Source organism: Shewanella hafniensis (genome assembly GCF_019655335.1).
In the GTDB taxonomy this organism is placed as follows: domain Bacteria; phylum Pseudomonadota; class Gammaproteobacteria; order Enterobacterales; family Shewanellaceae; genus Shewanella; species Shewanella hafniensis.
The window spans coordinates 13,606-27,825 of record NZ_BPFD01000039.1; the positions used below are offsets into that span (position 1 = coordinate 13,606).

The 14,220-nt window shown below is 46.2% G+C and carries 10 protein-coding genes; 4 read left to right on the forward strand and 6 right to left on the reverse strand.

The genetic code is table 11. From position 1 onward, the window contains the following. Positions 1 to 47 precede the first annotated feature (47 nt). Positions 48 to 1,061, reverse strand: a complete 1,014-nt coding sequence (locus K5Q99_RS12370) for a LysR family transcriptional regulator (protein WP_220777031.1) — start codon at positions 1,059 to 1,061, stop codon at positions 48 to 50. Between the two features lie 124 nt (positions 1,062 to 1,185). Between K5Q99_RS12370 and K5Q99_RS12375 the strand changes: the two genes are divergently transcribed. Next, on the forward strand, positions 1,186 to 3,186 hold the full coding sequence (locus K5Q99_RS12375; protein ID WP_220777032.1) for a ligand-gated channel protein: 2,001 nt from the start codon (positions 1,186 to 1,188) through the stop codon (positions 3,184 to 3,186). A 71-nt stretch (positions 3,187 to 3,257) separates the two neighbouring features. Here the strand turns inward: K5Q99_RS12375 and K5Q99_RS12380 are convergent, their stop codons facing one another. Together K5Q99_RS12380 and K5Q99_RS12385 are read right to left on the reverse strand one after the other, a co-directional pair. Then, entirely contained in the window at positions 3,258 to 3,518 is a 261-nt protein-coding gene (locus K5Q99_RS12380) for a helix-hairpin-helix domain-containing protein (RefSeq protein ID WP_220777033.1), read from the reverse strand. Between the two features lie 131 nt (positions 3,519 to 3,649). Beyond that, positions 3,650 to 4,987 carry a coproporphyrinogen III oxidase family protein gene (locus K5Q99_RS12385; RefSeq protein WP_006084542.1) on the reverse strand — a complete coding sequence of 446 codons (1,338 nt, stop codon included), beginning with the start codon at positions 4,985 to 4,987 and terminating at the stop codon, positions 3,650 to 3,652. 378 nt (positions 4,988 to 5,365) lie between these two features. On the opposite strand from K5Q99_RS12385, the gene K5Q99_RS12390 reads away from it, so the two are divergent. After that, positions 5,366 to 6,277, forward strand: a complete 912-nt coding sequence (locus tag K5Q99_RS12390; protein WP_220777034.1) for a bile acid:sodium symporter family protein — start codon at positions 5,366 to 5,368, stop codon at positions 6,275 to 6,277. On the opposite strand, the gene K5Q99_RS12395 is transcribed toward K5Q99_RS12390, so the two are convergent. Then, positions 6,230 to 6,727 carry a hypothetical protein gene (locus K5Q99_RS12395; RefSeq protein WP_246604478.1) on the reverse strand — a complete coding sequence of 166 codons (498 nt, stop codon included), beginning with the start codon at positions 6,725 to 6,727 and terminating at the stop codon, positions 6,230 to 6,232. The two genes, K5Q99_RS12390 and K5Q99_RS12395, sit on opposite strands and share 48 nt — an antisense overlap. Positions 6,728 to 6,859: 132 nt before the next feature. Then, positions 6,860 to 8,401, reverse strand: coding sequence for an esterase-like activity of phytase family protein (locus K5Q99_RS12400; protein ID WP_220777035.1), 1,542 nt, complete (start codon positions 8,399 to 8,401; stop codon positions 6,860 to 6,862). 229 nt (positions 8,402 to 8,630) lie between these two features. On the opposite strand from K5Q99_RS12400, the gene K5Q99_RS12405 reads away from it, so the two are divergent. Beyond that, positions 8,631 to 9,749, forward strand: coding sequence for a hypothetical protein (locus K5Q99_RS12405; RefSeq protein ID WP_220777036.1), 1,119 nt, complete (start codon positions 8,631 to 8,633; stop codon positions 9,747 to 9,749). 117 nt (positions 9,750 to 9,866) lie between these two features. Here the strand turns inward: K5Q99_RS12405 and K5Q99_RS12410 are convergent, their stop codons facing one another. Beyond that, the gene (locus tag K5Q99_RS12410) at positions 9,867 to 11,450 is read right to left on the reverse strand and encodes a methyl-accepting chemotaxis protein (protein ID WP_220777037.1); all 1,584 of its coding nucleotides are present in this window, start codon (positions 11,448 to 11,450) and stop codon (positions 9,867 to 9,869) included. A 666-nt stretch (positions 11,451 to 12,116) separates the two neighbouring features. Between K5Q99_RS12410 and K5Q99_RS12415 the strand changes: the two genes are divergently transcribed. After that, the gene (locus tag K5Q99_RS12415) at positions 12,117 to 14,174 is read left to right on the forward strand and encodes a TonB-dependent receptor (RefSeq protein WP_220777038.1); all 2,058 of its coding nucleotides are present in this window, start codon (positions 12,117 to 12,119) and stop codon (positions 14,172 to 14,174) included. Positions 14,175 to 14,220 lie beyond the last annotated feature (46 nt).

Consider the following 14,220-nt stretch of genomic DNA (forward strand, 5'->3'; position numbering starts at 1 on the left):
GCAGAATACCTCAGCTTAACGCAGAAATGAATGCGCAAAAGGCACACTTAAGATGCGTGATCGACGTTGGTGTGATGGGACGCTTGCTTGGGCTTTATGGGTAAAATATTGGTCATGCAATCCTTTGTGCCACCATTTTGAGCAGGCTGTTTAGATTGAACGGCAGGGGTAAAATCCGCCTGACTGAAGTATTGGCTAAGTGTATTGAGCGCTTCTTTCACTTTTGCGGGCTGCTTATCCCGCGCCGAAGTGACGCTGTAAACGCTGTAAGTATTGAGTGACCACTCGGGTAAGAGGGTCACAAGCTGGCCGCTTTCGAGGTATTTATGCACTTCAGGTTCGGGCAGGGCGGCAAACCCGAGACCATCGAGAGTGAGTTGGATTAATGCCTGCATATTGTTGACCGTAATACGCTGGCTTGTCAGTTCGAAGCACTCTTGGCTGCGGGTGTGGGTCAAGGTTTCACTGTTAGCGCAGGGGTGATTAATGCGATTAAAGGCAGCCAATTCAGCGGGATGCTTAAAAATTTTGTGCATTGGCAAATAATCGGGTGAGGCGCACAGCAACATGCGCCAATCGGCTAAGTGGCGGGCAATTAAGTTGGAGTCTGATAAAGGACCGATGCAAATCGCCAGATCTATGCCATCGTTGACTATATCTATCGGGCCATCCTGCAGCAGTAAATTCAAACTTATCTGCGGATGCGCCGCCAACAGGTAGTTAAAGGGCTCGCTCAACAAGCCGCCGCCAAAACCTATGGGCGCGGCAATCTTTAATTCCCCCGAAGGAATCCCTTTCAAGTTATTGAGTTTCTGCTCAGTGCTTTCGACTATCGCGATGACTTTTCGGCAATTTTCATAGAACAAGCTGCCCGCCTCTGTAAGGGTAAGATTGCGAGTATTGCGATGGAATAGACTGATCCCCATATCCATTTCGAGCTTAGTTACTTGTTGACTCACCGCCGACGAGCTGAGATTTAATTGCTGCGCCGCGGCACTCATTGAGCCCTTTTCTGCGATTGCCGCAAAAACGATCATGCCTTTGATCATGTTTTTATTCATTTTTAAGTAACTCTTACAAGTGAATACCTAAAGTCTAACTTGAGCTGATTGTAACATAGGGATACATTGCCGTATTGAAAATTGTTCTCATTTACAATCTGTGCCCAATGGAGACTTGTCGGTTATGTTGTTAAGTCGTAAGAAGTACCTCGCTCAAGTGATCACCGCTTTATGTTTGTTGCCCGCAGTATCTGCGACAAATGTCCTTGCGGATACCGCGCCTGATAAAGAAAAGATGATGGAAAGAATCGTGGTGACTGCATCGGGATTTGAACAACAAATTCGCGACGCGCCCGCATCTATCAGTGTGATCACCCGTGAGGATCTGGATAACCGCTTCTATCGCGACTTAACCGATGCCATGTTAGAAGTCCCCGGTGTAGTGATTACTGGCGGCGCTGACCGTCAGGACATCAGCCTGCGGGGCATGGGCAGCCAATACACGTTAATTTTAGTGGATGGTAAACGCCAATCTTCGCGCGAGACACGCACTAACAGCGACGGTCCAGGTGTTGAAGGCGCTTGGACGCCACCCTTGGCGGCCATCGACAGAATTGAAATTGTTCGCGGGCCTATGTCATCACTTTATGGTTCGGATGCTATTGGCGGCGTGATCAACATTATCACCCGTAAAGTGCCGAATGAGTGGCAAGGTGAAGTGCGACTCGACACGACATTGCAGGAAAAGTCGACCTCGGGAAATGTGTATCAAGGCAACTTTTTCGTCAACGGTGGCTTGATTAAAAATCTGCTGGGGATGCAACTTTACGGTCAATATACTCAGCGTGAAGAAGATAATATCTACGGCGGTTACCGTGGCCGTGATGCGACGAATCTGACCGCGCGTTTTGCGCTCACCCCCAATGAAAACCACGACATCATGCTCGAAGTTGGGATGTCAAACCAAGAACTCGACAGCAGCTTAGGCAAAACCGTTACACCGCTAGCGCCGGGCGAAGCCTGTGGTCGTCGCGGTTGTCCTCAATCTTCAACGACAGAATACGAAAACAGCACCATTTCGCTGTCACACACAGGGCGTTGGGACTTTGGTACCTCGGATTCTTATATCAAGCATGAGGTTTTTGATAACAAAACCCGCAAGATGAAGATCACTAACACGGATGTGCAATCTAGCCTGATCACCACCTTAGGCCAAAGCCATACGGCGACTTTTGGTGCGGCATTTAACCATCAAGACTTAACCGACGAAACCGGCAATCAGGTTAGCGACTTAACCGATATCAGCCGCAGACAATGGTCGGTATTTTCTGAGGATGAATGGCGCATAGTCGATAACTTTGCCCTGACCATGGGGCTGCGTTTGGATGACGATGAAAACTTTGGCCACCATGTCAGCCCGCGTGTTTACGGCGTGTGGGGATTAACCGACAGCACCACCTTAAAGGGCGGTGTGTCGACGGGCTTTAGGGCGCCGAGTTTGCGCCAGACAGTGCCAGATTGGGGACAAGTGAGCCGTGGCGGCAACATGTACGGTAATCCAGATTTACAACCCGAAACCTCAGTGAACTATGAGTTAGGCGTGTATTCGGATCTGACCGAGAGCATTACCGCCAGTGCGGGTGTGTTCTATAACGAGTTTAAAGATAAGATCACCCGCGTGGCCTGTCCTGCGACTCAATGTACCGATGGCCCCAATCAATTTGGTTCCGACCCAACCACTTACGTGAATATCGACGATGCTGTGACTCAAGGGATTGAGCTGAGTATCGACTATCGGATTCGCTCAAACCTGAGCTTTACGGGTAACTACACTTACACGGATTCAGAGCAAAAGACGGGGGCTTACAAAGGCAGCCCATTGAATCAATTGCCTAAGCATTTGATCCAAGCGTCGTTCAACTACGAGCCTATTGATAACTTAAGCACTTGGTTGAGAGTGAACTACCGTGGCGAAGAGAGCCAACCGACAACGGGACCGTCGTCGAGCAGTTTTATCGCACCTTCTTACACTCTGCTGGATTTAGGGGCTAACTATCAGTTGAACGATAGCCTGAAATTTAGCGCGGGCATTTACAACGCCTTCGATAAGGACATTACCCAAGAGGAATACGGTTATCTTGAAGATGGTCGCCGTTACTGGTTAGGTATGACCTACAGTTTTTAAGCCGATACCTTATTGCTAACATTTAAACGAAAGCCAGAGCATTGACTCTGGCTTTTTGTTAGTTGTATTCATCAATAGGAATGACTATTTTTTGCTAGCGGGTGGGCGCGGGCAAGTTCGATGGCCGCACCTATGGCGTTTCGCGCTTGGGGGCTGTTTTTCCAGCACGTGGTGCGCAGCATGCTGGCGACTAAGTTTGCGATATCATCCACTTCGTGTTGTGCCAGTTGTTGCAGTGAACTGATACCAATTTCTTCGAAGCGTTTAATCACAGTGGGGCCAACGCCTTTGAGTGCCAATAAGGCGTGTTTTTCTTGTTCATTAAAACCCATAACCCATACTCCTTTATGACGGGGATCGCGCTCAAGCTAGTATTAAGGCAAGACTACCTTTAAACCAAGTTAACAAAAAGGCCCTCGAAGGGCCTGTTTAGTCTTTATGGATCAACAATCATCCGTAAGTGTTACATATCACAGGGTTTGAGCGGTTTACGTAACTGGGCGCGCACGTTGTCCATGCCTGAATAAAACTCTTTCATCATCAAGAGACCCATCATTTTGCCGTTGTCGGTGACGATCAGATTGTCGGGATCCCTTGGGTCATTCTTGATCGCGCCAATTAACTTCATCGACGTCATTTCTTTAAACAAGGCGGTATCTAAGTTGACGCCAAAGGTGTCGCGGAAATATTTACGTGATAAACGGCCTGAGAACATGCCCAGCAAGAAGCGGTATTGCATCACGTCTTTTTTGCTGTAGTTCTTTTGCTGCTCGACGCCCATGTGGCCGGCGGCAATGCGTTCTTGGTACTTGCGCAGCGAGAAAGTGTTTACATATAAGGTGTCATTCAAGAAGCTGAATGAGCCTGAACCTACGCCTAAATATTCGTCGTAATCGATAACGTATTCGTCAAATCCTTCGTCATCGGTTTTACCAAATGCCCATGCAGATAATTGATTATATTGGCCATTTAGGCTGTTTAAGATCTGGCGATATTGGTTGGCCATATCTGCCTGCGGCGCCGCTAACTTGCCTTTCACACTCTTGCGAGTCTGATGGGTGATCATCAGCGGATAGGTAGTAATTTGTCTTGGATCTAAGCGCGATGCCATGTCGAGATCGTGTTGGATCACTTCATCGGTTTGGCCGCGGAAACCAAAAATCAGATCGACATTGATAATTGGGAACAGCTCTTTGGCGCCCATGATCTTGTCGAAGGTTTGTTGACCCGTACCGAACTTATCGAGTCGGTCGGTCATTTTTAAAATATCGTCATTAAAACTTTGTACGCCGATGGACATGCGATCCACTAGGCCTTTGAGTTGCTTAAAGCCAGGGCTGTCTAAATGCTGCGGATCGGACTCGCAGGAGACTTCTTTAATGCTCGGGAATAGGGTTTTCGCGTGTTCGATAGTACGGGCTAATTCATCTTCTAATACTGTGGTGGTACCGCCACCAATGTACATAGATTCAAAGTCATAGCCGAGGGCTTTAACCATTTCCATCTCTTTACGCAATGAGATGAAATAGGCGCGTGCCTTGTCTTCCTTGAACATAAAACGGTGGAAGGTGCAGTAAGAACACAGGGTATGGCAGAAGGGGATATGCGCGTACAGCATATACTTTTTGCCTTCTACGGGCGCTGGCATCATTTCTGCGGAAAGGGTATCGAGGCGAAGATTCTTATCGACGTAGTACTGCATGACTCGTTCCATCGAGCCGAGCATCCAGTTAGGGACGGTAATATTCGCTTGATAAGGCGTTGCGATAGCGCCGCTGAGCGTTTGGATAACTGAAGACATAACGATTCCTATCTGTGAGTGCTAACCGTAAACACCGAAATTGCTTTAGGTAATTCACGACCACCTAGCGCAATAAGACTACATCGTATGTAATTGTTAAAACGTGAACTGGTTATAAGTTACGGTTTCCTAACAAGGAAATCACGGGCTTTTTGTTAAGCAGATCATGTTTTAGCGATCAAGAATGCATTTTTATCCTGCGCTTTGGGGCGGAATCTACTGTGAATTTGGGGAGTTAACTTAAGGTGTCAGTCGAAATGTGGAGATTAAAAAATCACCATTCTAGGCTTTATTGCTGGTGGATTAGCGCTTGTCTATCCAATGCTCGACTGTCATCATCCGAGCGATAAAATAACCTCCTGATCTAAAGGGCTAGCTATGTTGGTAAACGTAAACCGCTTCTTCCCGCTGTTGGCACTCATAGGTGCGGTGACCGCTTATTTGATGCCGAGTTGGTTTACTGAGCTTAAATCCGCCATAGTGCCGCTGTTAGTGATCATCATGCTCTCTATGGGACTCACCTTAGATCTGCAGGATTTTGCTAATGCATTCAAACAAAAACGTGCCGTGCTGACTGGGCTGATACTGCAATTTTCGGTCATGCCGCTCAGCGCATTATTGATCAGCCAGTTATTAGGATTAGATAGGGAACTCACCATAGGCATGGTGTTGGTGGGCAGCGTGGCAGGCGGCACCGCCTCAAACGTGGTCTGTTATTTGGCAAAAGGCGACGTGGCTTTATCGATAACCATGACGGCACTGTCGACCTTAGCGGGCGTAGTATTAACACCACTGATTATTAAGCTGTTGATTGGCGAGATGATTGATATTCCCTTTGCCGACATGCTACTGAGCTTAGTGAAAATCGTGCTGTTCCCTGTCAGCGCAGGCGTGATCATCAATCATTTCTTTAAATCGCTGGTGGCCAAAGTCGCTCCCGCATTGCCGTTGATTTCAATCTTGGCAATCGTGATGGCGATTACCATTATCGTGGCATTAAATGCCAATCAGTTTGATAAAGTTGGCCCCATTATTTTGCTGGCAGTGTTCTTACATAATGGTTTCGGCCTCGCTTTAGGCTACTTTTGCTGCCGTTTATTAGGCTTTAACCATACCGTCTGCAAAACCATTTCCATCGAAGTCGGCCTACAAAACTCTGGTCTCGCTACCGCTTTGTGCATCAAGTTTTTTAGCCCTATTTCTGCCATCCCCAGCGCGATATTCTCGATATGGCATAACCTATCAGGCGCCATGTTGGCCGGATATTGGGCGAGGGAATCGCAAGATTAAGATGTTGCTGGCGAAAATAGACACTTCGAGTTTTGTGTCGGCTTGATTATCGGGTGAGCTGAGATCTTCAAAGTCAGCAATAAATCGATCAGGGCTGCGAAATTTGAGCGTCACTTCACTTTGGCCATCGCTCGTTCGGTCACGAAAGATATAACCTAACTGCTTTAGCTGACAACTGGTTGGGGTGTCATAGAAGGTCACTTGACGCGCTTTGGTTAATACCCAAGAGCCTGTGACATTGCGACTAATTGCGTTGCTAATAGCTTGTTTAGCATCAGTTAGATAGTTATTGGCGGTTGTACTTTGAGTGGCGTAATTAAAGTGGCTTGGGTCTAGCAGCAGCTTATATTCCCTTGATGTTTCAACAGGATTTGCTTGTACCACACATGAAGCGAGCAGGACACTTGAGGCTAACGTGAATGACATCATCGTCTGTGAAGCTGTTTTCATTGGTTAATCCTTAAGTGATGTGCTGATGCTATGTGGTTTATGCTTTCGTTATAACAACTTCTATTGCAATTTGAGTGTGTCATGAGCCACCACTAAAGACTGTGATGACTCATGCGGCTGAATACTTAATGGTTATTTATCAGCTGATAAGGGTAAGTCGTCAACGATATACAAAGTGTTGCCGTCGATGTCACTTTGCGCACTATCGAGATATTTCTGTTCTAAGGTGTTGTTATTGCTCCAAGTGGCGAAGTCGTCGTCATTTAGCACACCTAAACGCTTATTATCAATTAGCCACAAACCCTCCATTTTGTCATGGGGATATTGTGTTTTGGCAGCCATATCTAGCACCAGTGATTTTGTCGCGGGTATGATGCCATTGGCTGCAAGTGTCTCCCAGCCATCGCTTAGCGCTACCTGCTCTAAGGTTTTACCTTTAATGGTTAAACCTAACGCCGCATCTTGGGCGATATCAGCTTGTGCAGTGACGGTCTCGAGATCTGTCGCGCCGCTGATATCTATCTTGTATACATGCTTCATCACCTCAGTGTCGATATTAAAAAACTTGCCATCACGTTCTAACACTAAAAATTGGCTGTTACTTAAGGCAACGATCGCTGAGTTAGAGTTCTGGGCAATTTCTTGCTGATACAAATATTGGCCAATAGCGCCGGTCGCCAAGTTGATGGTCACGATTCGAGTCAGGGTATTGTTGTTAACACTCTTATCGGGATTGGAGATGGTCGATTGCATTATGCCCACAAGTGTCGACTGATCGGGCGTGATGGTCAGCCCTTCCATCCCGCGGTTGGCACGGCGATGAGCAAACTCTGCCGGTAGGCTATATAAGTTGCGTGCATCGTCTGCGAAAGGATTAATCCGCGCTATTTCTACCCCTTCAGCCGAGTAATGCACTATGTGTGGACCATACTCATCGCTGACCCAAAAACTGCCATCATCCATGGCGGCGAGACCTTCAGAATCTAACCCATAATCATCGAGTTTGATGGGGTTGGTCTGGGCATTATAAGGCTGGCTCATGTCTTGACGAATGACTTCACCTGCTGCGTCATAGGGGATTTCTCCTGTGCCGCCAAGGCTACTGCTATTAGGAAGTCCAGTGATCAAGCTGCCATCTGGGCGTTTAAATAAGATGTCTTTGATCTTAGTGATAGTGCCATTGGTTTGCAGTTCAAACAAACCGATACGTGGCGTGTAGTCAGGCGTTGGAAACATTTTTCCTTTGCCTAAACTACCGCTGTAATCTGCATTCGGGCCGCGATCGGTGAGGGCATAAAATTGAATAGGATTATTGGGATTGGGCGCTGCATCAGAGCCATAGCCGCCGTTACGAATTTCAAATTTAGTACCAGGCATAGCGCCATTGTCTAAATCATCGCGCAGCACTGTGAAAGGTAAATGCACCGCTTTATCCGTAAACAGGTCGGCATTACATGCATAGCTGCTATCAACCACTTCATTACTGTCGAGCTTGCCGTTATCGTTGTTATCAAGACCCGAATCTGTGCGAGTGCCGCCCATCCAGCAGTGGTTATCACCGCCAATTAAGGTGGTTTGTGTGGTCAGGCTATTGATGTCTTTATCATCCGAATTACAAGCACTCAGTAGCAAAACTGACAGGCACAAGCCTGAGGTGACGAGCACATTTTTCATCTTAATATATCCCGATTCTTAAAGTGATTAGCTATGTTGTTGGCAGGTAATATAAAATTAGGCTGTGAACTAAATGTGACAAGTGTGCCGCTTAACGTATCGAGCACGAATACTGTGTTCATGAGTAATACGGTATGTTGGTTGTGTATGAAAGCCCATGATGGCGTCGTTGATTGGCTGAGCCCGCAGTTTGTTTTTAGTTGTGTTCAATATTTAAGGATGAATAGATATGAAATATTTACCTGGTGAATGGATGATAATAAAGCGGGTAACTATATATGTTGTTATTGCATTTTCATTTACTGCGAGTGGCAATGAACTGCCTTTAAAAAGAGAAAGCATACTGCGCGTAGAGCATCCCAGCGCCATTCAATATGCAAGTGCCCTAATCCAATCTGGAACATCCAATACTTTAGTGTATGAATCTTGGAGTGGATATAAGATGGAAAAAGCTTGGTTGAGGTATACTTCTTTAAATTTTGATCATGGCGTGTTAGATAAAGGTTCATTAGTCAATATTTTACCTGAAAGTTATTCTAATATAGTCTCGTCCGTGAGTTTAGTTAACTTTAATGGCGAAGATTGGTTGTATTATCTTGAGGCCCGCAGCTTTAAGTCTGAGGCTGATGTATTTCGAGCCAAATTGCGTAATGGAGTTTTAGTCGAAATAGAACCGGTATTATTAAAGGATGCGATTTCGCCATCAAGTAATATTAAATTTCATCGAGTTAGTCGCAACAGCGTTGCTATTGTGTATACCGCCAAAAAATGTTGCAGTCTTTATTTTGCACTAAGTAATGATGGCGTCAAATTTGATAGCCCCTTGGATATAGATAGTTCAGGTTTTATGCCTTATCTTTCATCTTTCTCCGGTGGTGATATAGTCTATTTTTTTCAAAAATCCTTCCGCACAAGTCAAACTCAGCCCAGCGGTAAATCTGTCTATATCATTAAGACCCATTTTAGATTATCCCATAATTTAGGGAAAACTTGGACAGAGGCTATACCTATTAACTTGACTGATGCGACAGTGCACGATGCTAAGGCTATTATCAGACCAGATGGCAATATTGATATTTATTATGTTTACCCCATTCAAGAAAATAGTGGATTATCCCTTTGGCGTCGATGTCTGAACCCTAATGGTCAATTAGGTGTTGAGGAATTAGTGGTTGAGCCTAGTTTCGGCAATATTGCTAAGCCGACTCCCCATCGTCTTAATACTGGAGAAGTACTCATTACCTTTGTCGAGCAAGGAAAAGTCGTATTAGAGGGTGATCATAATCTTCATGCTGCAATTATCTCCCGTGATGCTAGCTGTGATATTGGGCCAGCTGTAATTCAGTAGTCGTGACTTGATACGTTCTTTGCAGTTAAATAGCGACTCAATAAACATTAAGCGAAATCCCTTGCGAGTTATGACACGCAAGGGATTTGTGTCGAGAGTGGACGAGTAAATATAAACTTAAAGCTTAAAATGCGAGACCACGCCGACGAGTTGTTCTTTCGTCGCGGCCAAAGAGGTTGCGCTATTGAGGGTGGCTTTACCGCTTTGATTCAGTTCATCGACCATTTCACGAATGGTGGTCAGATTACGATTTATCTCTTCGGTGACAGCGCTTTGCTCTTCTGCTGCGGTCGCGATTTGATTACTGAGCCCATTAATATCGAACACATACGTCGTCAGGGTATCGAGATTTTCTGTTACCAGAGTCGTGGTGTCGGCGGCTTGTTGGCAACTGTGTTTGGTTTGCTCCATTGCTGTGACGGCCGCGTCGGCGCCGTGGCGTAAGCGTTCAAGCATTTGATTGATCTCGGATGTACTGGCTTGAGTGCGAGCGGCCAGCGTACGTACTTCGTCGGCGACAACGGCAAAGCCCCGACCCTGTTCACCGGCACGGGCAGCTTCGATAGCTGCATTGAGCGCGAGCAGATTGGTTTGATCGGCAATATCCCCAATCACATCTAAGATAGTAGCGATATGGCGGGTGTTTTCATTCATATCATTAATCGCATCGGCAGCGACATCCACTTTAGTCACTAAGGCAATCACAGTGTTGGCGGCCTGTTCAACGGATTTCTTCGATTTATCTGCTTGTTCATTGGCTTGCTGAGTAAACTGGGCGGCAGATGCAGCATCGCCTGCGACATTGTGGGCAGTCGCGCTCATTTCTGTCATGGCCGTGACGACTTGGTCGGTTTCTACCGCGTGGGTCTGCAATGCATGGGTATTGGCATTGGACTGCACGTTCAGTTGGCCAATTTGATCTGAGATATGGTCTGAGGCTTGGGTAATATCCGAGATGATATGGCGTAGATTATCGATAACGCGATCGAGATCTGTGGCGAGTGAGCAGAGTTCGTTGTCACCTTTGATATTTGTTTTATGTGTCAGATCGCCATTGGCAAGGCATTCCATTACCCGCTTAATGTCATTGACTATCCTGACTAAGCGTTTGCTCATAAAGAGTGCACTAAGGAGTGAGGCGACGATGGCAATTAGGATTAGGCCAAGGAGCAATGCCTCGGTGGCGTTCACTTTGTCTTCGGCTTGTTTGCCAAGATCATGGTTTCGCTGAGTGATCAACTTAACTAATTGATTAATCTCATTGCTTACTTTGGGTCCAAGTGCCTTGCGCTCGAGTGTTAGTTCAGGCTCTGCGCCAGTTTGTTTGGCGTAGTTGATTTCTTGCTGATACAGACGCACATATTGCTCAATTTGCGGCAACAGCGTGCGGATCGTTCTGGCATCTGGCCCCATAAAATCGGTGTTGAAGTTTGCGAGTTTCTCTATGAGCAGCTGCACATTTCGTTGTTGTGAGCTGATGGCGTCAGTGTTATGGACTAATGTTGCTAAACGCAGTTCAAAGAAGGATTCACGCACACTAGTGAAGGTTTCGGCGAGCTGGGTATTGTTGACCAGTTTGCTGCTGGTGTCATTGAGTTCGGCAAAGCCTCGATAGGAGAAAATACCGATAATGATCAATAGAATACTCGAAAATACTGAAGGCAGCGCCGTCAATGTGCTGGTTTTTGCATTGTTAAACATGGTGGCCTACTGAGGTATAAATCAAGAGAGGTGTAATTAAATTACATATAGCGGCCATTTTAACGCTTGGAATTACACAGTCGCAAGGTGATATTCTGAGCCTTTTTTGTGTAAATTTATGTTTTTAAAGGAGTTGTTATGGTTTTGTTGGTTTGAAATAACCTCCTGGTTGCTATATGTTGTGTAATTAAAATTCAATAATATCTCAGTTAATTGATTTTTAAAGTAAAAATAAAGCAGGGTTAGCCGCCATTCTACAGCTTATTAACAGTGCAAAAGGCGATTGTGACGCAGATCGCAAAACACGCAAACGCTGCCCAAAGGGTTCGTCTGGCAAGCTTCTGCTCGTACTATCAATTATACGAGCTGCTCCTCAGGTGGGAGGAATAACGGCACTTCACTCTTTGTTTCGCGATCACGAGCTTGCCATGGCGAATAAAATTTAATCGCAAAACGTCAACAAGCTCTAGTCCCTGTCAACGTAAGTCGCACTTATTCCCAGTTCACTCTTTTACTTATCATCACACGCAAATTTGCGGTCAGTCACAAAGCCATAAACTTAATGTAAATGATATTGGTTATCATTTGGTTTTAAGGTTGTTTTAATGTAGATTGTCGGCATTTCAAGCTAACACCGTTTAATCAATGATCGCTGTCGAGGTTCTTATGGAATGCAGGGCGTTTAAAAAAAGTGCAATTGCCGCAATAGTTTCGAGTTTGTTGATATCTTCAGCTTATGCAGGCGTAGATGCTGAATCTTCTGAACCTATTGAGAAGATTACTGTTTATGGTGAAAAGATTGAACGTAGCCTTAAGGATACAACCTCTTCTATTTCGGTGATCGACAAGGAAGCGCTCGACAGCGGTCAATATCAATCCACCTCGAGTGCTTTATCTGAAGTACCTAACGTGGTGGTGCTATCGGGTTCTGTGCCGGATATCCGTGGGGTTTCAGGTAATGGCTCAGCCTCTGGATTTAACTCTTTTACCGGTGGCGCTCGGGCGCGGGTATCCACCTTAGTCGATGGGGTTGCTGAGCCTTTTGTTGCCGATCTTACTGGTGATACTGGTCTGTGGGATATCCAACAAATTGAGGTGTACCGCGGTCCGCAATCGACGATTAACGGTCGTAACAGCATTGGCGGCACAGTGTTTATTAAAACCGAAGACCCGACCTTCGATTGGCAAGGCGCGGCTCGTGTCGGTTATCGTAATCAAGATAACTTTATCGACAGTGCGGTGATGCTCTCAGGCCCGATCCTCGATGATGAGTTGGCATTTAGGGTGAGCGGACAAAATGTGACAGGGAATACCTTCAATAAAGGCTTGGAATACGAGACTAATCCCGCCACCTTTGATCAAAATGAACTGATCACCAATCGCTGGCGCGGTAAATTCCTGTGGCAACCGAGTGCGATTGAAGATCTCAAAGTGCTCTACAGCTTTTCATACAATGATGAGAAAGGTGACTCTGGACGTAACTATTTTACCGGTGATGATCCTTGGGCGTTTAAACCCATTTTCCAGCGATATATCGAGACTAAATCGACGACTCACTCAGTGAAAGTTGATTATGACCTCGGTGAAGGGCGCGCCTTAGATCTCATCGTGGCTTATATGGATTATGACTGGGGCTTTGAATCCTATGAACCCCTTGTCACGGCGCAGCAATATGTCGATATGAGCGACCAGAGTTACACTGTCGATGGTAAATACAGCTTTGGCCTTAAAGATAAAGACTTCAACGGCTTTGTGGGTTTAGCCTATTTTAAACGCAGCCAAGATTTTGGCAGTACTGGCAGTTCCGTTTACAGTGGTGATGACAGCACTAAGTCCACCTCCATTTACGGTGAAATAACCTATGGGCTTGCCGAGTCACTCTGGGTTACTGTCGGCGGCCGCGTGATGCGTGACGAGCAATTACGTAACTTCAATATGCTCTATCAGGGCAGCCAATTGCAGGAAAAACTCGACGATGCCAATACCGTCACCCTGCCGAAGCTGGTGTTGCAATATGCGCTGAATGACAGCACGACCTTGGCGGCCAGCGTGCGTCGGGGTTATAACTCGGGCGGCGGTGCGCTGTCGCTAGCCGAAAGTGAGTATTACTATTACGACGAAGAGTACGTCAATACCTATGAACTCAGCAGTCGCAGCTCATTTGCCAATGGCGATGTTAACTTGAGTGCCAACCTCTTCTACAACGATTTTGATGGTTATCAGGCGTCTAATAGCGCCCGCAAAATTACCAATATCGATAAAGCGGTCAGCTACGGTATTGAGGCTGAATTTAGCGCCATGTTAACCGAAAACCTACAATTTATTTCGGGCGTAGGGTTACTCGATAGTGAGATCAAACAAGCGGATCCTAGCTATGGTGACATTATCGGCAATCAGCTGAACTCGGCGCCGCACATGACCGCCAATGCGGGCTTAAAATATTGGTTGGGCGATGCGTTTTCTTTCGGTTTTTCAGGCAACTATGTGGGTGAGTATTTTGCGGATATCAATAATACCGAATCACGGGTGGCTGGTGACTATGTGGTGGCTCGCTTAAGCCTCGATTATCAAACCGATAGCTGGAAAGTCAGCGGTTTTATAAACAACCTGTTTGATGAGCAAGCATTGACGGTAAATGAACCCGCCAGCCGCAGTTACCCCGATGGTTATGCGGCGATTATCGACCCCAGAAATCTCGGCGTCTCTGTGATGTACCGCTTTTAAGCGCTCGATTTAACGCACTTATTTTACCCATAAAAAAACCTCCACA

Bases quoted from the DNA above. Each gene is read 5' to 3' on its own strand.
- K5Q99_RS12385 (WP_006084542.1), bottom strand. From the start codon at position 4,987: ATGTCTTCAGTTATCCAAACGCTCAGCGGCGCTATCGCAACGCCTTAT.
- K5Q99_RS12395 (WP_246604478.1), bottom strand. From the start codon at position 6,727: ATGAAAACAGCTTCACAGACGATGATGTCATTCACGTTAGCCTCAAGT.
- K5Q99_RS12390 (WP_220777034.1), top strand. From the start codon at position 5,366: ATGTTGGTAAACGTAAACCGCTTCTTCCCGCTGTTGGCACTCATAGGT.
- K5Q99_RS12400 (WP_220777035.1), bottom strand. From the start codon at position 8,401: ATGAAAAATGTGCTCGTCACCTCAGGCTTGTGCCTGTCAGTTTTGCTA.
- K5Q99_RS12380 (WP_220777033.1), bottom strand. From the start codon at position 3,518: ATGGGTTTTAATGAACAAGAAAAACACGCCTTATTGGCACTCAAAGGC.
- K5Q99_RS12375 (WP_220777032.1), top strand. From the start codon at position 1,186: ATGTTGTTAAGTCGTAAGAAGTACCTCGCTCAAGTGATCACCGCTTTA.
- K5Q99_RS12405 (WP_220777036.1), top strand. From the start codon at position 8,631: ATGAAATATTTACCTGGTGAATGGATGATAATAAAGCGGGTAACTATA.
- K5Q99_RS12370 (WP_220777031.1), bottom strand. From the start codon at position 1,061: ATGAATAAAAACATGATCAAAGGCATGATCGTTTTTGCGGCAATCGCA.
- K5Q99_RS12415 (WP_220777038.1), top strand. From the start codon at position 12,117: ATGGAATGCAGGGCGTTTAAAAAAAGTGCAATTGCCGCAATAGTTTCG.
- K5Q99_RS12410 (WP_220777037.1), bottom strand. From the start codon at position 11,450: ATGTTTAACAATGCAAAAACCAGCACATTGACGGCGCTGCCTTCAGTA.